Raw genomic sequence first — 24,165 nt, 5'->3', positions numbered from 1 at the left:
AGATACCGTAGCATTTCAGCTACCCAAACCAACATCTCCGCTGACGTCCTACCGATTTGCCCCCGGTTTGTCCTACACTCCGAGTTGATCTCATACCCTACTCGGAAGTTGGAGGTAAGCGGAACACGTCTGCCGCCACTGTGCTCCTTCCCGACTGACGGTTCTTGGACGCAGAGTCGTACACTACTAGGAGTGAGCGGGCTGCACCCCCCTCCGGCGAGAACAACGTCATGCCTTCGGCATGGTCTACACCTTGGCCATAGGGCACATCCAGCACGCGTTCCAACTCGATGGCCGGAACCACGCTCTCCCCTTTCGGATCTGTACCCTTCGGCCACCGGAAAATGGTCACCGGGCCGTCGAGATCCATGGTCGGCCCTGCAAGGATCAGCAGATCAGAGCCCTGTATGCACAGGTCGCGAATTCCGAGACCACCCAGGTGGAGAAAATGTTTTCGATACCGGCGGTCATTCGGTCCAATGGCCTTCAACTTCAGTGTGGATGGCTGGTCGTTATCCTCCTTGAGTTCCACTTCCAGAATCACCGCCCAGCCACGCAGGACTGGTCCGCGTAGCCCAATAAAGAGACGGTCGCTTGCCACCGCCAATCCTTCAATATCGAACCCATTGTCCTTGCCTGGAATCCCGATGAACGACCCGAGATGCTCGTCCTCTCGTAGTGCCTTAGCCAAGTCGTTACTCTGGTTATTACCATGCAGTTGGGCCGCGGTACGCTCCTTTCCGTTCCGCGTTTCTTTTTTCGTCAGGGTGTACGTTCCGTCGCGTTCCACCACGGGGATGCGAGCCAGGAGGTATCGGTTGCCGTCACCGCTCACCTGCGCCATCTGCACCTGGGCCTTCCTGGCTCCATCCTGCAGTTTCGGCGTTTTGCGCTTCAGGCTGTGTGAACCCACCAGCCAGAGGTAGCCTTCTTTGTAGTCCAGCCCTTCCACATCTACCTCTTCCACGTCTGCACCATCTCGAGGCGGTACTGGCAATCGAAGGTAGTCATTGAGCGAGAATTGCTTATGATGGCGGGCATAGCTGTAGGGACCAGTATTCCCTCCCGCGACGAGCGAAAGCCGTTCCAGACTGATGGTTTCGTCGTTGGCAACCCAGAGGGTATCCCCGATCTGTAGGGCAACGGACAGCCCATCTCTCAGCGATTTGTCTTTCCCGAAGGCATTGAGTTCAGGATCAAACTCCAGGAGAACAACACTCGCTCCGCTCATGATGACACCCTCCCACTTGCCTGCGCTTATTGGGGCCATTGTGTTGCTCCTTACGGAGAAGGCAGGTCGCCGTTCAGCGTTGCGTCGTAGCGAGATCGAACTGAAATCCACTCGAACCTTCACCTCGCCCCACCGTGCGCTCGATGCGGCGCCAGCTGGCGGTGGTGCCACCGATCCAACGCCTCAGCATGTCGGCTTCGCGCAGACGCTCGCCGGCGCACGACACCCCTCCATTGCCCCGTGTCCCACTGGTTTCGCTTTTGGCTGGCGCGGCAGAGACCAATGTTTTTTTATCGTCAGACAAGCTGGGGGATTCATCGGTCAAAGAATCAATGTCATGGCTTCGTCTCGGCCATGTCGAACTCGAGCCCGCTTGATCCCTCCCCACGGCCGACCATCCGGCGACGCCGGGTCCATAGATACGTACTCCCGTTGCTGCTGCGTGCCAGCACGCGCTCGCGCAGGAGCCGCACGCCTTCGCGAGGTACCTCTTCCTCGTACACGAGGCCGCCTACGGCGGGAAGCAGGCGGCCTCGGGGCGTCTCGGTCGAAGGATCGAGCAGCGCCAGGCGTAGCTGCCGTGGCAAGTCGGTTTCCAACACCAACGGGAACCAATGCGGCGGCGCGGCCGTCATCAAGCGGTAGGCGAGTGCCGCCGAGGTCGAGGGTACTTGCTCAGATGCCGGCGGCGCTGTTTCCGCACGCCGCTGAGCACGGCCGTCGCCGCCTTCGGTCGAGTGCTCGATCGCCCACACGAGATTGGCCATCTCGTCGCGCATCAGCCGTACGTCCTCGATCACCGGCCCGACGAGCGGATGACCGGCGACATGCGGTAGCACAAGCGCTTTCAACCGCCCACCTGACGGAGTCTGCGGCGCAAGGAAGCTCCAGCCTGGCATGCCCACGTTCGGCGGGCGAGTGGCGCTGTTTATGCTGATGACCATGCCGAAGTTGTCTTTGACCTCAAGCCTCTCGACTTCGGTGACCGTACCGATCGGAAGGCGCACCGGTACCATGAACATGTCGTTGGCGTAGACAAGCGCGAATTCGAGCAGCGCCATGCGCGCGAGATCGGCCGCAGACGCGTCGACCGCGCCGAGATCGATGCCGGCATCCTCCATCTCGAAGAAGCGCGCAAGCGGCATGCCGCGGAAGCGTACCGGCGTGGGCAGCGTCGTGATCGTAACGGGCGCTGGCGCCGGAGCGCTGGGGGCCCCCATGACGGCATCGAAGCTCGACCAGCCGATGCGCCCTCCGCGCTCGCTCTCCGCGATCAGGGCGTGCGACCAGCTCGGCGCGAGCAGCCGCGCACGATGCTCGAAGCGCGCGGGGTTCCACGTGTCGTGGTCCTTCTCCGGCTCGGCCTGTACCGAGGCGAGCCAGAGGCGCCACGTCTTGAGCACTGGTCGCAGGGACAGCACGTCGGTATCATGAAGCTGCAGACGGCTCAGCATTAAGTAGGGTGCTTTGGGGTCGTCATAGCAGGCCTGGCCGTCTGGCAACCGCCCCACCGCCACGCTCGCAAGTACCACTGCGTTTGGGTCGAGACGTACTTCCTCTTCCATCGGCACGGTAAGCGGATACTCTCGCACTACGTCGCCGATCAAAGCCGACAGCCCGGCCTCACGCAGCTGGTGCACGAGCTCGCGTCCGGCATCGATGCGCCGGCGCATCGTCCAGCGCTTAGCCGAAAAGCCCGGTTCGCGCTCGATCATTGTGTCGAGTGGGGGCCCTGCCGGATCGAGCCGCACGCGCTGACCTCCCCTCAGTTCGAGATCCGCGAGCTCATGGGTGCGTAGTGTTGCACGGACCTGGACCGGTGTACCGGCATCCTCGCCGTCAAACTCGCCCATCACCCATTGGCGCGCCAACAGCCAAGCGGGATCGTGCACCGCGGCTATGAGGCCTGGCGTCAGGTCGTCCGTGCGCGTGCGTGGCTCAATGCGGAGGAACAGGTCGCTCATAATTCCACCGGTGTGGTCCAGAGGTCGGCGAGGCTGCTCGGTCCGTCGCCGTCTCGCAGCAGCAGCGCTGGCAACAGTTGGCTTGCTCGCACGACGAGGTCGGGATCGACCGCGCGCAGCTTGGCGAGCGCCAGCGCCTCGAGCACATGGGCGAGCACATCCTCCTCGGTCCACGCCTCGCGCCCCTTCTCGGGCACCAGCAACAGCATCACGTTGGGGGTGGCCTGCGTGGCTGCCGGCGCATCGAACACGATCGCGGTGTCGAGCTCGGCCTGCGGCACGACCTCTGTCCAGGCGTCGAGGAATAGGCCTGCACAATGCTTGGCACGGACAAGATCGAACGTAGCGGGCTTGGCGACAACGTAGGACGTGCGCGCTGGCGCGGTTGGACCAGGCAGCGCGGTCCAGCGCTCGCCAGGCGCTATGGGATGCTGCGCCACCGCCAAGGCGTGGAAAGGGATTTTGGTGCCGGCCAGCGCCTCGTTCTGAGCGAGCACGGCGTCGAGCCGCGCCACCGAATCGCGCACCCCGGCGGCGCGGGCGACGAAGGCACGGATCTCCGGCGGCGTCGCACCGATGCTGGCCGCGAAGGCGCCGCCCACGGCCGTGTTGCTGAAGACAACCCGTTGCACGACCACCAGTTCGGGCCCGCCGAGGCTGCGCATTCGCTCGACGAGCGGCCGCGACGTGTCGTCGCCTTCGGCGATCCGCCGATCGAGCGTGCGCCGCACCGAAGTAACGGCAGCGTCGAGTGGTCCAGCGTTCGGAATCGCGTCGAGGCCCAGACTCTCCGCCTCTTCCAGCGCCGCGAGTCGCGCCTTGTCGTTGCGTGCCTTCGCGAGGGCGTCGCGTACCGCGACTACGTGACCGCGAAGAGTGGCCAGCCGCGTCTCGAGCTCGCGCGTGTCGAGCGTAACGCCCGCCGCCTGCCCCAGCGCGTCGAGATCCGCCGGAACGAGGCCGCGCGCACCGCCGAGCAGACGGCGTAGGGTCGCTGCCAGCTCGGCGACCTCTGCCAACGACCAGTCTCCTTTCGTGTCCTTGCGCTTCCCGTCGGGCAGCAATGTCAAGGCGCCGATGCTGCCAGTGGGGCGCATCGGCTCGAGGAGTGCTACGACGCGTCGCTCGACAGCCGGTGTCTTTAACAGCACGAGATCGATCGCGCTAAGACTGCGAGGCGCCTTCGCCTTGGCAAGTAGATCCGCGAGCGTCGTCGTGACCGGTGTCGTGGTCCCGTCGGCCAGGGGGAACGTGGCGACGATTGCGATCGAGGACGGATCGGGGAGCTGGCGTGCGAGCCATGCCTCGAGCGCAGGCTCGGCGGCCGCGCGAGGCGTGCGCATCCAGTGCGATGCCCTTGTCGCATCCGCCTCGAACAGCGCCAGGACCTTGTGTGTCGTCGCTGTGCCACGCTGTCCGATACGCGCGACCTCGATCTCATCGGGCACGCCGACCGGGCCGCCCGCAAGCAGATCGCCTACTGCCCCCGCGCGCATCGGCGTGCCGGCCAGCGTGTGATGCACCGCCTCGGCGAGCAGCAGATCGGCGAGTGCGTCGATTCGGTCTACGGCGTCGGCGAGGATGGGCGTAATCGCAATCTGCTCTATGGGGTCGAGCTTCGGGATGATGCTACCTGCGTTGGGCTGATTCGTCCCGTCGTAGCCCGCGAGCTTCAGCAGTGCGAGGCCGTCGACGACGTTGTCAGCCGCGACGCTCTCCGCCGGCAGGCCGCTCGCTTCTCGCTTGTTGGCCACCAGCGGGGCGGCGGCGCGCACGTGCGCGATCAGCTTGGGCGCGGCTGCCGCGAGAGCGCGCTCGATGCGATAGCCGAGGAGCGCGCCCAGCGGTTGCCCGGCGCGCAACCCTTCGAGTAGTTCCAGCGCCCCCCGCACCCGTGCCGAGGATAGATCGACCGCGAAGGCGTTGGCGTGCCCCTGTGCACGATGGGCCTTGTCGGCAGAGAGCAGCACAGCCGCCGTCAGTGCATGCTGCGTGCTCGGCGCATGCACGTAGCCCGCGACTGTGCTCGCGCCGCCCGTTGGGAACGCATCGAGCCAACCAAAGGCGCCGACGGTGAGGCCTTGTTTGATACTAGGGGCTCCGCCCGCCGAAGGCCCATCCGCTCGTAGGTCGTCTAGCCGTGCATTAGCAAAACCCGTGTACCAAGCGTCGAGCCGATGAGTGAGCAGGCCCAGTACCGCGCCGAGTATCGCCTCGATCCGTGCTGGCGGCAACCTGGCGAGGAGGCGAAGATCTTCTCGCAGATTCCAGTAATCATACGCGGCGTCTATCTTCCAAACCGCTGATCTGGGCTGCCCAATAACGACATAGTCGGGACCATAATCGAGCTCTGTGGCAATCTTGACGCGGTGCTCACCAGGACCAGGGGCGGTGGCGCGCAGTCGCTTCTCTATAGTTCCGAATGACGCCGTGGGGTCTTCGAAGTCTGGTAAGGGTCGGCCGTTGTCGCGAGCGTCCTGCGTCAACCACTCCCGTGCCGCGCGATCGGCGGTGCGCAAAACCGCCTGACGCGCAAGTTCGTAGAGCAACGTGAACGGGCGTTGCGGACCATCGATGCCCTCGAGCAGTTCACGCGTCCACAGTGGGATCGGCGTCGTCGGATTCCCGTTTGTCGGTTCGGGCCGCCGTAGCGCGTGAAGCTGCTGCACCGCAGCCGTATCGCCAACCATCGCAAGCGTAACGGGCGCCACATCGTCGAACAGCCCGGCGTTGCCGATTCCTGTTGACTGCGGCGCGGGGTCACCGAGGGCGGTGAGCAGCCCGCGGACCTGCTGACGCGCCAAGTCTATTGCTCCGCGATCGTCGGCACTCATGCTCGGCAGCACCGCAGAGAGCAGAGCGGGATCGAGAACAGCGCGGACGCCGAGCGCGCGCGTGTGTGCGTCGAAGCGTAGGATCTCAAGCAGGCGTCGGCCGGGGTCGCGCATGATCGAGTCGTTGCCCGGCCGCTCCGACACGCGCAGCACCTCCTTAAGTGCTGGCTCGAAGACGTGGGTGCGCAGCCGGTCGAGCAAATCCAACAGTCCCGCCTCCGCTGGCTGAAGGAGAGTGCGATCAGGCAACCGCACCGGCAGCACGCCGTAGGGCTGCGGGCCGATTCGCAGTGTCGCGAAGGGGCCGCCGGCGCTGACCTGCCGCCGCATCTTGAGCAGCGCGTCACCGATGGCCTCAGGTGAGACGGACGGTGATAGCATGTGCTCGATCCCTTCATTGACGACGCGGGCAAGCAGGTTGCGCAGGAGGCGTTCCTGGCCCGCCCATTCGTCGTCCGAGCCAGCAAGACGGCCGAGCGTGCCGGGCGCTAGACCGAGTGCGCTATCGAGCCGGAAGCCGGCCGACTCCCAGCCGTCGAAGTGGCGTGTCGGATCACCAGGCTCCCAGGATGCGCGCCGGCGCGTCGGTGGGCCACCGCTCTCGAAATAGGCAAGCTCGTCGCGATAGAGCTGATCGGTATCCGGCCACGCGCGATACGCGGTGCGCTGCTCGCCAAGTGCGTTGGTGGACTCGCCCGGCGCGAGCAGCGATACGCCGCTCGTGCAGCGATGCGCATCGATCAGCCGCGCGAACTCCGCGGCCTGTGCTGCCGGATCGACGCTCGGGCGCACCCCCAGCGTGACCAGCCGCGTCACGTTCTCGTTGGGCTGCAGCGGGATCTCCAACGCCATGCCAGCGGCAAGCGCCGCGTCGAAGTCGTGCAGCCAGCGCGCGTCGCCGCCCAATGGCTGGTTCTTATCGGCATCGTTGCGCATCGGGTCGGAGCCAAGCGCCAGCGGCTCGCGCACCGGATGCGGCGCCAGCACGCGGATCGGTGCGTTGTCGGGATGTGTCCAGGCAAACACCACGAAGCGATCGGGCAGCAGCCGAGCGATGGCGGCACGCGTCCAGCCCGGTGGCCGCCGATATGCTGATGACTTGCCCGTCGCGAGCCACAGTGCCCGTAATGGACCGACGCGTCGCGCGAGCTCTCGCCAGGCTGGCAGCCAGACATTTTCACCGCCTCCGGTTTCGATCGCCAACAGGTAGTTCTTCTGGAGCTCACGCTCCTCGCGGGTCAGCAGGGGCTCATGGCTGTCGGCATGGATATCATCGGGGTAGATGCGGACCAATAGCCGACGAGGGTTCGATGCGTAGCGCGTTTCTAGGCGCACGGGCAGCAGGAGGAGCGGGTACTCCGCATCGACAAGGCCGAAGCCCGGATCGGCGTCGAAGACTAGGCGCCGCGCCTCATCGAGCGCAGCGCGAGCGACGTCCACGGCCCTATGCGCGGCGCTGAGACCGCCACCCAGCGCCGTCGCGTTCGAGAGCCCGTCCTCCGCCGCCTGCAGGGCAGCACGCGCCGTGGCGATTGCGGTGAGAGGATCAATGGGCATCAGACCATTACCTCGCTGACATGGATCGACAGCCGAAAGGGCCGGCGCAATGCGATCGCGGCGAGCACGTCACTCGATGCGAACCAGCGAGGCTCGAACGTGAAGCCAGACGGCCGCGCCTGCGCGTTCCCGCCGAAGCCATCAGCCTCCAGCGCCGCCAGATCGATGTGACCGGTCGATGTCGACTGCAGTGATTCCCAGACGATATCGTTCCAGCTCTGCCAGCGCGTGGCATCTTCGGCTTTTGCGTTGCCCCCGGAGGTCGAAAAGCCAAAACTCAACTCGCGCGGTTGCTCCTGGATTACCAGGAAGTAGCCGTTGGGCGCGGCTGCCGTATTGCCCCTGGCATCGTCGGGCGTGACGCGAAAGCCTAGGTAGACGAGGTCGTCGCCGAGCTCGCCGCGGAAGACCGGGAACTCGCTCGACGGACCGCCAATGAGCGCGTCGGGCGTGCGTACACCCCCACTCGCAAGCGCTTTCTGCAGAAACATCGTGGCCTTGGGAAAGCGACGGATGATTTCCCCACGGATGAGCACCACGAGTTGGGTCGCGGCCCCACCGTCGGGGTGCGCACCAAGTGCGCTGGCGGAACCCCACGTGTGGATCGGCGTGATGTCGCGCGCGGGCGCGTTCATGGGGATGGCGGTCGCGGTCGTGTCCCAGAACCGCGCGAAGACCGTGCCGCGCTGGTCGGTCGGGAAACCGCGCCACAGCAGCTCTCGCGTCATCTCGTGATTGAGTCCGACCATGTAGGCCTCGATAAACGTACGGTTGGCAGAGACAGCGACCACACTCTCCTTCGGCACGCCGTCGACGCCCGGCATCAGCCATTGCGTGCCGAACTCCATCAGCGGTCGCACCATGGGCGTGTCGATGCGAGGGGCCGCGATCACCGGATCGATGCGATCGACTGGCTCCCAAACGCCAGTGGGGATGGTGAGCTGGCCGCGCACGCGTTTGGGAATCGTGCGACGTGGATCGAGCGACGTCGCGAGATGAGCCGCGAGTGTGATCGGATCGAGGGGATTGCAGTCCGGCTGTGGGGCTCGACGTGCGAGCTTCGCTGCAACGGCAGCGGCGGCCTTGACGCGCGCACGTAGCTCCGGCGGCAAGGCCGGCATCAGGTCTTGGTCTGGGGTAACACCCTGCGTCCACGCGGTGGGCAACCGCGTACCTTGCGGCAGTGGGCGCGGCAAGGCGTGCGCCGTGCCCTGCATGAGAGCGCTCAAAACCTTTCCAATATGAGGCGACACGTCGTTCGCACGAGTCAGCCGGCGACCGACTGGCCCGGTCGCGCGCATCGCCTTGCGGAACGCACCCGTCAGCGCTTCCAGAGGCAGGCAGGAGTTCCGCGCAAGCCCGCGCAGCGTGAATGCCCGGTTGATGCGCACTCGTGCCGCGGCGGGACTTGCGAAGGCAAAGGCCGAGCCGTCAGCCATCAGCGGCATGACACACCTCGCGTAGAGGCGCGCCGAGGCAAGCACTGCAAGCTCACCCTGGCGAAGGATTTGATTAGCGCGGAGGATCTCGCCAACCTGCTCCCAGCACGCCGCCATCAGCTCTTCTTGCTGGCGTTGGACGACACGCGTGCCGAGCGCGGCGGCGACGCGGCGCACGGGATCGCGATTGAGCTCGTCGAGCCAGGCTAGGCCAGGCGCGGCAGGCTTGGCGCCCGCGTGCCAACGACCGTAGCACGGTGGGCCGACACGATCAACCTGGTCGAGGCGGCCCGTGATCTGCTGCTCAAGCGTCCGCGGCACCGGCGGGCGTGCGGGCGGCTTCGTCGGCCGGAGCGCACCATCCAACTCCAGCAACACCTTTGTCGTCGAGGGCATGACGCCGCCACCAGGGGCGGTCGCATCGATCGGCCGTGTTCCGATGCCAGTGAGGCCCGATCTCCGCTGCAGCTTACGCACCAGCGCCTCGAAGTCGGCTCCCTCGCCGGTCGTGAATTCCCAATGATGATAGGCCGGCAGCTCGACCGATCCGCTGGATCCCCAAGCGTCCGCGAGCGCACTCTTCGCATCGATATCGAGACCGAGCCCGGCGCAACGGCCTGCTTCGAAGGTCGGCACGACACAGGCGCGGTAACGCGTGCGCGGCTCCAGGCGTCGTGGGCAGAGTAGGCGCGAAAGGGCCCGTGTCGGCTCTCTCGCAATCAGTGCGCCGACGTCATCGGTTGCTGCGACACCAGAGACCTGCACATGGGCCCATGCATGAGCCTCGGGGAGCTTGGGTAGTTGGCCAACATCGCCCACCGCGAGACGAGGCAGTGGCGTCGCTGGCGTGAGCGTGCTTTTTTCGACGGGCACCACGACCAGGGCGATCCATGGTCGAAGCGTGTCGGTCGTCGCCGAGGGGGCGAAGGGCGTCATCAGCCACGGCAAGCCAGCGTGACGGAACTCGATCGAGCACAGCAGATCGGGATCGGCGTCGAGCGCCTCGGGTGCCGGCGTCATGCGCAGAATCTGGCGTCGGTCGATCGCGACGACGTCGCCGGGTCCGTAGAGAGACAACGCAGGCCCGGGCAGCGTTCTTGGGGTTGCTACCGACATCGCCACGGGATCGACCCAGCTCACGTGGTCGAGATTCGCCGCAACCGGCATCGACGGTCGCGCGACGGCCACAGCTTCCCCCTCACGCTGTCCAATCAGCGTGCCGGCGCCGAGCCGCAGATGACGTAGGAATCGGTTGCTCATCGCTCAGGCAACCTCGTGAAGTGCGATCACGGTAGTCTGATCCGCTGGCCGGCGACTCAAGGCGCGGCGATCGCGTGCCTCGGCGGCGCTGCCCGCCGTCGCGCTCGGTAGCGCGCCAAGATGATCGGCATCGGCCGCCCGCCAGCGCTCTCCTGGCACCGCAATCGCGCGATCCTCCGGGCCGGTGAACTCAAGATCACCCGTGACTCCGTCATCGGCCATCGCGGCGATCAGGCCCTTCTCTATCACGGATTCCTTGCCACGGCTCGGCTTGCGCGAAGGCCGCGTGACCCGATCAATGACAGCCTCCTCGTAGTCCATCGCGACTTGCATACCACGGAGGCCCGTCCGCGGGTCAGCGTTTGGAAGCCTGATGTTGAGCGACTCGACCGGTTCGCCGCCGGCCTGCATACGCTCGAAGGCCGGGCACGTAAGTTTCTCGTCCTCGCTCAGAACCTCGTATTGGCCGGGTGCGAAATCATCAAGCAACGGCGCAACGGAGTCGGCACGCGCGCCGAGCGCGATCCCCGTGAGTGTGAACATCGTTGCCCCGTCCTTCGGCACGGCGGAGCCAAAGCGCGCGAGCCGCTTGCCGAAGGGCAGCAGGCGCTGGTGCAGCGCGACGCGCCCGAGCGGGTGGAGCAGACCCGCGCCGCTCGCCCCCGTATGTCGCAGCACGATCACATCTGCAGCCTCCTCCGGCGGCAACGTCGACCAGGACTCCGGACGCGCGATTTCCTTGGTGAGTTCTTCCAGCAGGTCGATCGTTGGCAAGGTCGTCGGCTCCTGATCGCCAACTCGCGCCTCGAACGGAATGCGGTGACGGCCGAGGAAGACGACCTCGACAAAGCCGATGGCATGCCACGGCTTGGTCCCGATAAGTGTCGCCATCAGTTGCGCCTGGATCAGTGGCTGGTCGTTGAGCGTGACCTCGATCGTCGCGCCGAGATCGACGATGAAGCCGAATGGTTTGAGCTCAATGAGCGCATCGAAACAAATCATCCCCGTGGCGCCGAGATTACCGATTTCGGTCTCGACTCTGGCCGAGATCTCGGCGCGTGCGCCGAATTGGATCGTGTTCGACGTCAGCGCCAGATAGCTCTCCAGTCGGAAGCGAGGGTTGTCGCTGGAGGCGAGCGCCAGCGCGAGGCGACGTAACACGGGAAAGCCCGTCGGAGGCGAGAAACGTGGGTTGAAACCGCCAGCCGCCAGCGCAAAAGCCTTGGTGGCCCCCCAGCCCAGGCGAAGCGCCATGTCGCCGGTGAGCGTGAAGCCGCCGATGCGTGAATCGACGAAGGAAGCGTCGATCGACGCCTCGCCGCGGTCGAAGTCGAGAATGCCGACAACGTCGAGCCGGAGATCGACGGCCGCTTCCTCCTTGTCGGGCAGGACCGCGCGCATCCGCCCGAGCAGCGCGAGGCGTAGAGGCGAGGGCAACTCGAGGATCAGCGCCGCCTCGATCGTGATGAGCTGCGTCGGGCCCCAACCGACCTTGACCATCGGTCCGAACACGAAGCGACCTTCGGCCGGCGGGAAGATGCGCTGCAGCGACGCGACCAGGCTCGTGGCGTTGGCGAGCGGATTCCGTGGAAAGAGGATCCCCTCGATCGATCGGTCGCGGACGCTGTCGCGAAGTGGCTCAAGCATCATCGTGCGGTTGATGCCGATCAGCCCGCCGATACCGTTGAGCGTGAAGCCGAAGCCCAGCGGCAGCGGCGGAAACTCGGCGGTGATGATCAGTAACATCGAGAAGCCCTTCTGCCCCGGCGGCAGCCCGGGCAGCCGCGTCGTAATCAGCCCGATCGCGTTCAGTGCGATCTTCTTCTTGATCGAAAGTTGGATCATTCCGCCGTACTGCTCTGTGGCGAAGTCGAAGAACAAGTCGCCACCGCCCGACACTGGACCTGTACCAATCTTGAGTCCGACCCCAGACGGCGGCTGAACGCCGGCTTGCAGGCTGGCAAAGCCGGCTGCGCCAGGTTTCGCACCCAGGCCCAAACGTAGGCCAAGCCCGGTGACGGTGCAGTTCACCGGGCCAATCGCCAGGCGCAGGATACTGTCCAGCGTGAGCGCGACACCGCCAGCGCTGGCCTCGGCGGCAAGGCCTAGTTCGCGCACCTCCAACGGCCCAAGAGACAGACTTCTGACCAGTACCACCCGCGAGGCGTGGGCGCCGGCGCTCAGCCGTAGCCCGTTCTGCGGGCTCCACCGCAGACTGAGGTCGAACGGCGGCAGCGATAGGCTGGGCAGGACCTTGGCGAGAAAGCCGTCGCCGCCGTCAGCGCCGAGCTGTACCGCGATGCCAGTAACGTTGAGCGACAGCTCAAGAGTCCAAGCCTGTGCGTCCGGCATGGTGCTCGCCACACCGAGCGCAAGGCTGCCAACGGACAAGCCGGGTCCGCCCACGGGCCCGAACCGCAAGGTCGGCGTGGTACGAGTGGCCAGCGTGGCGGATGCCGTCGCTGTTCCGTTTGTACGGACAACGGGGCCGGCAAACGTGATGGCTGCCGTGGCTGACGCCTGGAGATTGGCGCGCCAGCGTTCACTCTGTTGGTCCAGGTGCCAACGGCCACCGGGCACGACGTGCAGTTCGACGCCCGATCCCACTGCTTCGAGGCCAAGCACGAGCCATGCATCGGCTTGCCCGCTCTCGCCAGGGAGTGCCGGGGACGAGGATGCACCGACGGTACCCAGATGATCGGGCGCGGTAAAGACCCACAGGCTGCCGGGAATTGCTCGTACTGCGTCGGGCGGTAGCCAGAAGGACGTCAGCCCAGCCGCGTACAGAGCATCAACTAGTGTTGGGCCAACAGCGTTCCAAACCTCCTCGGCCATCACGGCACCGCCAACACCCGTGCTGGCATGCTGTTCGCCCAGCGCTCTCAGCGCGGCCCGCGGGTCGGTGAGCCAACGGCCCAGTTGCTCGAAGTTGGGTTGTTCGCGCACGCGGGCATCGCGGACGACCGTTCCGCTGATCATCAAAGCGGGCAGCGAGCGGCGCTCCAACACGCCGAGTGCTATGAGCACCAGTCGCGGGAGCGGCCAGCGCCAGCGCAGCCACGCTGATGTGAGCGACGCCGTCACATCCAGAGCGAGTTCACTTGCGAGGGTCGCAGCCTCATCGGATGTCGCCCCCGGGAACCGCACACGTGCCAGTGACTTGGCGGACTCGCCCAACTCGACACCCAGTGTCACTAGGCCAGTGAGTGTGGGAAGAGCGTCGAGCGGCTGCTGCTGCAGGCGTGTCGCGAGCGCCCCGAGTGCGATCACGCTGCGGGCGAGCGGAGCGAGGGCGTCGTCGAGGCCATCGATGGCGGTCACCTGCCACCCAAGGCTCTGAGCGTATGCGCGTAGAGCCTGAGACGATTCGGCCGCAGCGCGCAAAGGTGCCGCAATCTCAACAGCGGCATGTGCGAGCTGCTCTTCGATTGGGCTGGGACTACTCATTTGAAGCCTTACGCCCAGGCCGCCGGCAAGGGAGGCGGCGCATAGGAACCAGGTAGCCTTCTAAAAATGGGCACACCAGCGGGTGGGTTGTGAACTGCGTAGCACGCACGCACCGTGCCGAAATCACCTTCGTAGGGGTGGCACACGTGATCAGGGTCATGTGGTTCGCCTGGGTCGGGTATAGGCTCGGTTTGAGAAAGCAGTCCTTCGATCAATTTTTCCTGAAAGGCGACAGCTCGAGGATTTCCCGGATCTGCAAGCGTTGCCACTACGATAGCGTGGGCATCGGGAAGTTCCGGTACACCGGGGAGTTTTCGATAGGCATTTGCCGCAGCGTCAACCGCTTCGCGCAGGCGGGCGCCGGGATGGCCGTTCCGACGAATCACATAACCGGGCAGGTTTATGTGCCAGCGCATCAGGGCGATCACCGCCTGCTCACTGCAGGCCAGCGCGCCAATCGAAGGAGGGGGCTCCCCTGCAAAGCCGCCACCTCGATAAGGAGCAGCCAGGAATGTGATGATGCGACGCAGCAAGAACTCGCGATTGGCACGGCGAAAACTCGTGGAGAGCCGTGCAACCTGGAGGAAGCGATAAACCCAACGCCACGACCGCATCCAGGTGTGTTCGAGATGCCACTGGGTGACGTCGGGTTCCTGCGGCAGCACCAAGTTGAGGCGGTTGTTCGAGTCGCCTGCGCCCCACATCAAAATGCGCCCATTGTGCAAGCCTGGGCCATTGAATTGCACGGCAGCTGTACCCCACGCAGGCGTGTGCAGGCCGAATTGGCCTAAATCTCGGTGGAACCCTTCGGGATCGCGGTGTCGATACCACGCCAGCATAGCACCCATTTCGCGGACATCCGCCTCTCGGTGCAGAGGGGGAGGATCATCCTCCCACCGATGCGTCGCCAAAGTCCAATGGCTCCACCCGATAGAGAGCAGCGCAGGGTCATATCCATTGATCACGTCTTCGTATCCGAAGGTCTCGGGATATGTCATGCCATACAGCACCCTCCAGTCTTCGGGGCGTGGAGGCAGGTCGGGGGAGGGCGAATCCTGGAACCGATTCCACGTGAGGAGTGTGGACTGCCAATGATCCCGCCGACTAAAGAACGCCATCGAAGGGCCACCGATGTACGCATTTGTGTAGCGGCCGAGCGGCACAGCATCGACGCCTGCAAAGGGCACCGGAGGACCGAAGTTGGCAAGGATTGGAGGTTCCTCGGCCACCGGGGGATCCCAGCGCGAGAGCCTATCAATAGCCCAGTGGCGGCAATGCAAGAACATGAAGTCGAAGTCGTCTCCTTGCACTACCCCGGCCACTCCGGGTGGTGGTTGATCTGGTTCACCCATTGCCCCCCAAACGTCGCTTCCCTGCGGGTGCACTGGGCGAGCAGCTAAAGGATCGGGACCGGGTTGGGCAACACATGCGATCACCAGGAGGCCGTTGCGCGCGTGATCGACAGAGGGCCCAAGCGGCTGTGGGTCGCCTTCAACCCTGGGCCGGTTCAACCAAAGCTGAATGAGGCGGCGGGTTTCGCCATCGACGATCCCGTGCACGCGACCAAAGTAGCGGCGCGGCGAGCGGACTTTCTGCACGCCACCCCTGTCGATGGAGAGGTCCACCTGGTTGGCCTCGATCTGGAACTCGCGTACGGCCATCGCCACACGGGCGTCGAAGCGTGTGGTGCCGTCTACCGGCGCGGTGAATCCGAGTTCTCGCAGATCGGCAACGAGGGCGGCGACGTGACCACCGGGATCGCCGGCGCGGACTCTCCCTGCATACCGGCGTTCTCCGTCGTTGTCTCCAAACTGCAAGTCCCACTGGCCGTACATTGGCTCAGGCCTGTGCGTGGCGTCGAACCGGCGAACGCCGAAACCCGCGCTGGGCCATGCCCCGAATCCAGAGCTGGGCTGCTCCGCAAGCAAGGCTGCCAACTCGTCGGTCAGCATGTCGAGTGCAGCCCTGCCCCAGGGAGTCTCGATTTCTGAATGGTTCCACCAGGGCTCGAGCAGGCTGAGCAGCCGCAAGGTCCAGTGTAGCAGCGGATACAGCGTGGACCTGAGACTTTGGGCAAAACCTGGGCTTCCCAGAGCAAGGCCGTGAAAGGCACTCCCAGCGGGGGACGTCTCGAAAAACGCTTGCATGCGGATGCGGTTGTGCCAGGAACGGGGGGGGGCTCCCGCCAGGCCACCCGAGCTGTAATAGCCTTGCAACAAGCTGCTGAGTGGGCTGTTCGATTTGAGCCGGCCAATCACCACAGCGTCAATGCAGCCGTGGACGTCTTCGAGTGGGGCGACGCGCGCCACGGCGGCGCGCAATGGCTGCTGATCGAACGGGCCCAACTCCTCAGATGCCCACGTGGACAGCGGCAGGCCGCGACGCGCAACACGGCGAACCCGATTCCAATCAATCCACGCGCGCGCAACCAGTCCGAGGACAGTGATCCGCAAGTTTTCGTCAGGCAGTACAGAGGGCTGGGGCAGACCGGGAGGTAACGGCCCGTAGTTGCCGAGTATCGGATTGTGGAAGTCGAGCTTGGGAACTCCGAGTATCAGCCACAGCGGCCACACCCCGACGCGGGCTGAAGGGGCTGCGTCGTCACGTATATCCAGGTATCCCGTTGTCGCCACCGCTTCCCAGCTCACACTCGCCTCTACCCGTTTGTGGTCGGGGTTGGGCGGATCCCAGTACCACTCGGGCGACTCTGCCCACGTATTACTCACGCCGCTATTCAGGAAGTGGGTGCCCCATTGAAACGGACGCGCCACCAGACGCAGGCGATGCGCGAGCTCTTCGCGGGTGAAGGGCGACACGGGCCGCAGGGGGGGATCCGGAAAAGGGTCGCTAAAATTCTCCACGATGCGCAGATGCGCCAGAAGATCGTCAAGTGCCCGAATGCCGTGCCCTCGTCCAGGCCACGCGCGCGGACCCAGGACGCGTGCAGGTCGCGCAAGGGGGCCAGCAGCTTGCCCCCTCGTCAGTTTGCCGACTTCTTCGAGCAACCCGTTAAGTCCCATCCGATCCTGTACTCCGAAGACAAGTTCAACATGTCTCCAACAAGGCGAGCTCGATTAACACCGAAGCCGGTGAACCAGACGAAGCTAGCTTGCCTCAGCTTGAAGAATCACCCGCTCCCGCGACTCATGCAATCGAGCATATTCCCGTTGGGCAACCGCCGTCACTGATCATCGGGATGGAAGCCGGATGCCAAACCAGATTCCGCTTTATACACCGGTCTGGCCCCTCCATCCTCCAACGAAATTTCAACGATTCCCCACCGGATACCTGGCAAAATTGTTCCGTCTTTTGTGACCACTATCGCAATATGCCATGTGCGGCGAACAATTTGTCACGATGATCCGGTCTGCTTGTCGCGCGTTGCCAACCGAATGATGTCAGGCCTGACACATTGACTTATGTACCGCTACGACCTGGACGACCCCAACCTGCACATTCGTCTACCAGCCAAGTGATCGTCCAAGGGCCTGAATCATGTCCGCCTCATCTGCAGGGAAGGCGACAAGGTCTCTTCTTGCGACCGGACCTAGCATCGCAAGAGAATTTGGCCAATAATATTGATTGAGTTCGGATCATCATGACAGATCCTTTTGGCTCTATAGCGCATAGAGTCTTTCGTCAACTTTGCCAGGAGATGCCATAGGAGCATTTCAAACCGCTGGGGGGCATTGCCGTCTGGCGTGATCCGCATGATCTATCAAGCGCATGCCTTGATCCGGCAGATCAGTCCAATGAGCTAGCCCCGTTTCTGGGTGCATAGGGACTGTACCCTCGCCGATCTCCACTGGACGATCCAGATTGTCTTCGGCTGGACGGATGTTCACCTCCACTACTTCCGCCTGCGAGGCAAAAACTATGACATCCCACGGGTCTATGTGGAGTCTCTTCAAGATTCGGAGTACCACGTACGGCAACGATACGATTCACAGGTCATTGCAACCGCTTCCATCAAGCGTAGCGAGCGGCCGTCAAAGATGACGCGATGTCATTGGCTGGGTGAGTGAAAACAGAGCATTATCACCTCGTGGCGTACGTCAATGTCCGTTTCACGAGCTAACCCCGTATTGTCTTGTGCAGGATTGTCAGCAAGATTGATGCTACGCCGTCAGATCTATTTCTATTCACGACGGCCCGCATTTACTGTGGAATTCAACGTAATGGCTGTTGAAGTAAAGAGCCTAGAGGCTCCACTGAATCCAATTCGATTCATGCTGAATCTAAAAAGATACGGCGATCAGAGGGAGATGACCTGTTCCAAAGTGATACACGCAAGGCGGCGTGCCGTTGCATCGACAGTATGGAGTGCCTGCCGGTAGTCAAGTGAAAAATGCGGCGGAGGTGAGAGTCCGCGAGTGGAAGATCTGCAGGTCATACCTATTGGGGAGTAGAGCTTTGCACTTTCACCCATTGCGCCAACGAGTACGGACGCTGCCCCTTAAATCTTCGTGACCGCCTCCTCAGCCATCTCGAGCAGCCGCTGCACTTCTTCGAGATACATCTCCGTCGTCGCATCGTGCTGATGCCGTTTCATCTTCTGCACCCGCGTTGGATTCGCCTCATTGAGCAGCGCAAACGTTGGAGTCGAATACCGCATACTATGCACCACAATCCCCGGTTTCTCCACGCGCGCCAAGAGGAGACCCTCCGTAGCCATACAGATCCGCGCCGCGAACACCCGGTCGCCACCACTCGCCTATACAGCACCCAGTAGCACGAGAGCGAGGCCATCACGCTCAGCTTGTCGTCCCCATCTTCTGGGGATAACTTTGTGCACAAGTCGCATTGAGCGCACCAGTGACAGCGCATCATGGCCCCTTCAGCATATTGCCTATTCTTTAGGCGTCGGGTGCGTCAGAAGCAGACCACCACTTGTGGTAGGGACCTGAAATCTTCGACATGCGTCATCTGCTCAAAAGAATAATCGACGGAAAGTGCGACAGGACTTTCGCAGTCGCCTCACAGCGGCCAGCCCTGATCGGCAAAACTATAGAGACTGTCGTTACCGAGAATGAGATGATCCAGGAGCCGGATTCCCAGGAGGTCTCCGGCTTCCCGTAGTCGTGTGGTGAGTGTCCGATCCTCAGGGCTCGGCGTGGGATCTCCGGAAGGATGATTGTGGGCCGCAATGATCGCAGCAGCGTTGAGAAGGATGGCGGATTTGAACACTTCGCGGACATGGACAATGCTGAGCGTAAGCGAGCCAATCGACACGATGTTCACGCCAATACTGGCATTCTTGGCATCGAGACAACAGACCAGGAACTGCTCGCGATCGAGTCCGACAAAGCATGGGCGCAACGCCGCAGCTGCGGCAACCGAATCGCGAAGAACGCCGCATGGAGCGGTATGACTACCCTCAGCGACGAGCGTGACGCGGTAGCGCGGAATGAACTGTGGAACGGGAAGTCGGTTGACGGATTGTTTGGCCATGGTGGCACCTCCTGCATGTTGAACGAACTGGCGCTTTCGCAGAAACCGAAGCGCCAGGGCAGGACAACGGAGGTGACAGGACGAGGACTGCCGAAGAAGCACGGGTGGATGAGCACTCAGCGGCGGCCATGACAGACTCGCGCTGGCGCGGACGCTGCTTCAGACGATCCATGCGCGGCAGGCCAGCGGCCTCACATGGCAGAACAATTCCGACCGACCAACGATGACCGATAAACGCGCCTGTTCTAGAGTGATGGGAAATAGTGCGGGCATTACTTCTCGAGCACGAGCGGCACTGAGCGGCTCACTACATCGTCACGTGCTAATGTGCGTCGCATCGTTTCCTTCAGCGCTGCCTCGTTCAGCCTCAGAAAGAAGTGCGAGCTGACCGTTCGATGGCGGAGAACGCTCTCTGCCATCACGGCACCGGCATGCCGCTTTGTTCTCACGAGCCCACTTCAATCATGTGATCTCCTCGCCTACGTACTTCCAACAGGCTTGCACTAAAAACTGAACCTCACTACATGTCACCCCCGTTTGGCGATGAGTGCGAGCAGAAGGCTCTGCAAACTCGCCACAGAGGCCACTTCACAGAAAGGAAGGGAAGATGGAAGAGGTGATGACGGGTGCGGATGTGACACAGAAATGTACGTCAGGGACTACAACCTTGGGAGGGGTCAGCCGAGGGAATGGACGTTTGATCGCCGCCGCCTCTTGGCTCCTCGGTGTGGCGGTCCTATTGGAATCAGACCCGGCCTGGGCTCAGATCACCAAGGTGAATACGGTGATGCAGAACGTGCAAACCGTCCTGACGAGTGTGGCGGTGACCCTCTTTACCGTCGCCATCATGTGGGCGGGGTTCAAGATGGCCTTCAGCCACGCCCAATGGTCCGACGTGAGCAATGTCGTGATCGGCGGCATCTTGGTGGGCGGCGCGGCGGGGATCGCGGCCTGGTTGATCAACTAACATGGACGGATTTCGCGATCCCATCTTCACCGGTTGCACGAGGCCCGCGATGTTGGGTGGCGTACCGATCGTGCCGCTGATTCTGATCGGTGGCCTGACTCTGTTGATGGCGGTCTGGCTGTACTACCTCGTGAGCGGCTACGTCTCGCTTGGGATTGTCCTGATTACGATTCCCATCGTGCTCTGGATGCGCCAGACAACGAAGACGGACGATCAGCGTTTGCGCCAAGTGATGATGCGGGCGCGCATGCGATTCCGGCACGGACCAAGTCGCGCGACGTGGGGCGCCATTTCCTATAGCCCCCTGTCCTGGAAGACCAGACGGGCACAGCGGAAGGATTGAACGGCTAAGTATTCCAAGAGACCCATGACCATGAGAACCAGAGCTGCCCTCACAAAAGCTGCAGCCGCGCAGATTCCCGCGAGTGACTATATCCCGCTGGGCACGGCGATCACCCCCACCGTCATCACCTTGACCGGTGGCGAATACCTGGCCTGTTGGAAAATGGAAGGGATCACATTCGAAACAGCCGACCGCTCCGAGGTGCTGCTGCGCAAAGAAGCGCTACACCAGTTTCTCCGATCCTTGGGCGGCGGGTCCTTCGCCCTCTGGTCGCACAAAATTCGGCGAGTCGTGACTGAGCGGTTGTACGGGACTTCGCCCAATCCGTTCTGCCAAAGCTTGAGCGATCGCTACTATCAGTCCTTCACCCAGCATCGACAAATGGCGACGGAGTTGTACTTGTCCCTGCTGTACCGACCGTTTCCTTCCAAAGTCGCGAGCTTCTTCACTCGCATGTCCACGCGCACCCTGGCCCAACGACGAGCGCACGAAACCGGACAGCTGACCATCCTGGAAGACATGGGCAAACAGCTCGAAGCGAGTCTGAGCCGCTATGGGCCCTCACGCCTGGGCACCTATACGAAACAGGACATCGTGTACTCCGACCAGCTGGCCTTTCTGAGCTATCTCATCAACGGCGTGTGGGAAGAAATCCCCCTGCGCCGGGCACCGCTCGCCTCGTACCTCCCCTCTTCTCGCCTGCACTTCGGCGACCGGACCGGGATGATGGAGATCTGGCACCCGCGTGAGCGGAAATTCGCAGGATTTCTCGACATGCAGGAGTATCCGCCGTTCTCGGAGCCGGGCATGAACAACGGTCTGCTCTATAGCGATGCCGAGTACATCGAGACCCAGAGCTTTTCGTGCCTCAACAAGCGCGCAGCCCTCAAATCGCTCGCCACCCAGAAAGGGCATTTGATCGCGTCGGAAGACGCAGCGACACGTGAGATCGAACAGATGGACCAGGCCGCGGACGATCTGCAGAGCGGACTCATCGATCTGGGCCAGTACCATTACAGTCTCGCCATCTTCGGCAACTCGATGGAATCGGTGGGCACGGCGCTCGCCGATGCCCGGGCCGTCTTTCAGGACGGGCCGGGATTCAAGATGGCGCGGGTCGATGTGATCCCCGAATGTGCCTGGTTCGCGCAGATCCCGGGCAACTGGAGTCTGCGGCCGCGCGAAGCCGTCATCACGAGCCGGAACTTTGTCTGCCTCAGTCCCTTTCACAACTTCGCCCGTGGCAAACGAGCCGGGAATCCCTGGGGCGAAGCCCTCGCCCTGTTCAAGACGCCAAGCGGGCAGCCCTACTATTTCAATTTTCACGCGTCCCCGGAGGACCGGGATTCACGCGATGAAAAGTATCCCGGCAACACCTTTATCTGCGGCAGCACCGGCGTGGGCAAGACCGCGTTGGAACTGAGCCTCTTGGCCTTCGCGACGAAGTACCAGGGACTCCGCTGTGTGGTCTTCGACAAAGATCGCGGTGCGGAGATCGGCATCCGGGCGATGGGCGGGACCTATCAGTCCCTGAAACGCGGCATGCCGACCGGCTTCAATCCCCTGCAGCTCGAACCGAACCCCAACAACTGGCAATTCTGTGAACAGCTCGTGGCCCAACTCCTGAAGCAGCCCGGCGACGAGATTCCATTGCTCACCGCGAAGGAGCAGAGCGAGATCAGCCATGCCGTGCGGACCGTGATGAGTGAATCGGTCTCACCGGACCTGCGTGGTCTGTCCCTCCTCCGCCAGAACCTCCCGGCCACCGGCGAGCAGAGTGTGCGGGCCAGGTTGAAGCGATGGACCCGCGGTCACGCGCTGGGCTGGGCCTTCGACAATCCACACGATACCCACGAGATCAGCGACGCACGATTATTTGGCTACGACTATACGGACTTTCTGGACGATCCCGAAGTGCGCACGCCGATCATGGCCTATCTGCTCCATCTGACCGAACGGCTGATCACGGGCGAGCCCTTCATCTATGTCATGGAGGAATTCTGGAAGCCGCTGCAAGACCCGCTGTTCGCGGACTTCGCCTTCAACAAGCAAAAGACCATCCGCAAACAATCCGGCCTCGGCGTCTTTGTGACGCAATCGCCCTCCGACGTGCTGCGACACCCGATTGGAAAAACGATGGTGGAACAGAGCGTGACGCAGATCTTCTTGCCCAATCCTCGCGCCGACCATGATGACTATGTCCAGGGGTTCAAAGTCACGGAGGCGGAATTTCACATCATCAAAAATCTCGGCGAAGCGAGCCGTCTGTTTCTGGTGAAGCAGGGCCACAGCTCTGCGATCGTGCAATTCGACCTGGGCGGCATGACGGATTTGTTGAATGTCCTCTCCGGCACGACCGACAACGTGACGTTGCTGGACCAGATCAGAGCCGAAGTAGGCGACGATCCCACAGACTGGCTGCCGCTGTTTCATGAGCGCATTGCGGCGCGGAAACGTCTCCGGCACGAGAACGGAAGAGGAGTCGCGTAGAGCAACCTATGGGGATGGCGACCTACATCGAACAGTCGGTGAACAACGCATTGGACCACTATGTCGTGACCTCCAGCGATGCCGTTATCGGAGTGCTCATGCCGGTCGCCGTGACGGCGATGACGATCTATGTGATGAGGACCGGCTTTCAAGTCATGCGCGGCGACGTGCAGGAACCGGTCACGGCCCTTGTCTGGCGCTGGTTCCGTGTGGCGCTCATCACCGGGCTGACGTTGAACGGGCCACAGTATCGGAGCCTTGTGAAGGAAGGGTTGGACGGGATTCAAGAAGCCTTCGCGTCCGCCTTTGGTGGAGTACTCTCGATGGGAGGAACGATCGATCAGATGGCAGACCCCTTCACGACGCTCATGGAGACCCTGTTCACTGAAGCGAGTTCGGGACTGGTCCCGCAATTCTCGCTCTTCATCGCGGGAGCCATCTGTGCCACGGCTTCGATCGTGATGGCCTTCGTCGCCATGGGGCTCTTTCTCGTCGCAAAAGTGAGCCTCGCCCTGCTACTCGCAGTCGGGCCAGCGTTCATCTTCTGCGCGATGTTTCCCGTGACACAGCGCTATGCGGAGAATTGGCTGTCCAGTGCGCTGGTCGCCGTCTTCACCAATGTCCTCATCATGGCAGTCATCACATTTCTTGCGAGTCTGCTGCGGAACGCCTGTCTGCATGTCCTGAGTGCCTACTCCGCAGCGTCGATCCTGGCAGATGTCGTCGGCCTGCTGTTCCTCTCCATCACGGCCGCCTACGTCTTGCTCCATGTCGCGTCGCTGGGGGCAAGTTTGGCCGGAGGACTCTCGTTGGGAAACCCAGGCGGCGATGCCACCAGAAGTGGAATGCTGCTGGTGCACAGCGTCACGTCCGGTCTGAGTCGATTGGTCCCGTTGGCCGTGGCCTCAACCGGCGGATCTTTGAGTGGGCCGCGAACCGGGGCGGCCCGCCTACTGAGCGCGCTGCCTGCCGGGAATCCCCAGCCAGGGAGCGACCTCTATCAACGGGCCTCATTGGAGCGGTTACGCAACAGCGTCTCGCGAAATGAGTAAGACATGTCTCGCACGAAACGAACAGTGATCACGATCAGCTTGGCCCTGATGGTCGTCGTTGGTCCGGAGCCGAAATCCCAAGCCGGAGGGATTCCCGTCATCGACACGGCCAATCTCGTGCAATCCATCG

Annotated in this window: 15 protein-coding genes; 6 read left to right on the top strand and 9 right to left on the bottom strand. The window is 63.0% G+C overall.

The window, feature by feature from the left end; all coding sequences use genetic code 11:
* Positions 1-97: 97 nt before the first annotated feature.
* From ACYX34_RS08950 to ACYX34_RS08920, 7 genes are all read right to left on the bottom strand, one after another.
* On the bottom strand, positions 98-1,231 hold the full coding sequence (locus ACYX34_RS08950; protein WP_462076212.1) for a DUF3616 domain-containing protein: 1,134 nt from the start codon (positions 1,229-1,231) through the stop codon (positions 98-100).
* A 73-nt stretch (positions 1,232-1,304) separates the two neighbouring features.
* Positions 1,305-1,535: a hypothetical protein gene (locus ACYX34_RS08945; protein WP_462076211.1), complete on the bottom strand. Its 231-nt coding sequence runs from the start codon at positions 1,533-1,535 to the stop codon at positions 1,305-1,307.
* A 31-nt stretch (positions 1,536-1,566) separates the two neighbouring features.
* Positions 1,567-3,195, bottom strand: a complete 1,629-nt coding sequence (locus ACYX34_RS08940; protein WP_462076210.1) for a hypothetical protein — start codon at positions 3,193-3,195, stop codon at positions 1,567-1,569.
* A complete protein-coding gene (locus tag ACYX34_RS08935) occupies positions 3,192-7,586 on the bottom strand; it encodes a hypothetical protein (protein WP_462076209.1) in 4,395 nt (1,464 codons plus the stop codon). The genes ACYX34_RS08940 and ACYX34_RS08935 overlap by 4 nt, the downstream gene beginning before the upstream one ends.
* A complete protein-coding gene (locus ACYX34_RS08930) occupies positions 7,586-10,285 on the bottom strand; it encodes a hypothetical protein (RefSeq protein ID WP_462076208.1) in 2,700 nt (899 codons plus the stop codon). Before ACYX34_RS08930 ends, ACYX34_RS08935 begins: the two co-directional genes overlap by 1 nt.
* Positions 10,286-10,288: 3 nt before the next feature.
* Positions 10,289-13,606, bottom strand: coding sequence for a DUF6603 domain-containing protein (locus ACYX34_RS08925; protein ID WP_462076207.1), 3,318 nt, complete (start codon positions 13,604-13,606; stop codon positions 10,289-10,291).
* Between the two features lie 134 nt (positions 13,607-13,740).
* Complete coding sequence (locus tag ACYX34_RS08920) at positions 13,741-15,879, bottom strand: peptidoglycan-binding domain-containing protein (RefSeq protein ID WP_462076206.1); 2,139 nt, start codon at positions 15,877-15,879, stop codon at positions 13,741-13,743.
* A gap of 12 nt (positions 15,880-15,891) precedes the next feature.
* Between ACYX34_RS08920 and ACYX34_RS08915 the strand changes: the two genes are divergently transcribed.
* Positions 15,892-16,230, top strand: coding sequence for a hypothetical protein (locus ACYX34_RS08915; protein WP_462076205.1), 339 nt, complete (start codon positions 15,892-15,894; stop codon positions 16,228-16,230).
* Positions 16,231-17,505: 1,275 nt separating this feature from the next.
* Positions 17,506-17,757, top strand: a complete 252-nt coding sequence (locus ACYX34_RS08910) for an IS1096 element passenger TnpR family protein (RefSeq protein ID WP_462076204.1) — start codon at positions 17,506-17,508, stop codon at positions 17,755-17,757.
* Positions 17,758-18,188: 431 nt separating this feature from the next.
* On the opposite strand, the gene ACYX34_RS08905 is transcribed toward ACYX34_RS08910, so the two are convergent.
* A complete protein-coding gene (locus ACYX34_RS08905; protein ID WP_462076203.1) occupies positions 18,189-18,407 on the bottom strand; it encodes a hypothetical protein in 219 nt (72 codons plus the stop codon).
* A gap of 302 nt (positions 18,408-18,709) precedes the next feature.
* Positions 18,710-19,183 (bottom strand): JAB domain-containing protein, encoded by a 474-nt coding sequence (locus ACYX34_RS08900; protein WP_462076202.1) that lies wholly within the window; start codon positions 19,181-19,183, stop codon positions 18,710-18,712.
* Between the two features lie 607 nt (positions 19,184-19,790).
* On the opposite strand from ACYX34_RS08900, the gene ACYX34_RS08895 reads away from it, so the two are divergent.
* From ACYX34_RS08895 to ACYX34_RS08880, 4 genes are read left to right on the top strand one after another with little or no spacing between them, the layout of a single operon-like run.
* On the top strand, positions 19,791-20,150 hold the full coding sequence (locus ACYX34_RS08895; protein ID WP_462076201.1) for a TrbC/VirB2 family protein: 360 nt from the start codon (positions 19,791-19,793) through the stop codon (positions 20,148-20,150).
* A gap of 1 nt (position 20,151) precedes the next feature.
* Positions 20,152-20,493, top strand: coding sequence for a VirB3 family type IV secretion system protein (locus ACYX34_RS08890; RefSeq protein ID WP_462076200.1), 342 nt, complete (start codon positions 20,152-20,154; stop codon positions 20,491-20,493).
* 30 nt (positions 20,494-20,523) lie between these two features.
* On the top strand, positions 20,524-22,983 hold the full coding sequence (locus ACYX34_RS08885) for a VirB4 family type IV secretion/conjugal transfer ATPase (protein ID WP_462076199.1): 2,460 nt from the start codon (positions 20,524-20,526) through the stop codon (positions 22,981-22,983).
* An 8-nt stretch (positions 22,984-22,991) separates the two neighbouring features.
* The gene (locus tag ACYX34_RS08880; RefSeq protein ID WP_462076198.1) at positions 22,992-24,035 is read left to right on the top strand and encodes a TrbL/VirB6 family protein; all 1,044 of its coding nucleotides are present in this window, start codon (positions 22,992-22,994) and stop codon (positions 24,033-24,035) included.
* Positions 24,036-24,165 lie beyond the last annotated feature (130 nt).

This window comes from Nitrospira sp. CMX1 (assembly GCF_054902215.1).
The sequence above is the reverse complement of the archived record's forward strand: the minus strand, read 5'-3'. Positions and strand labels throughout refer to the sequence as shown.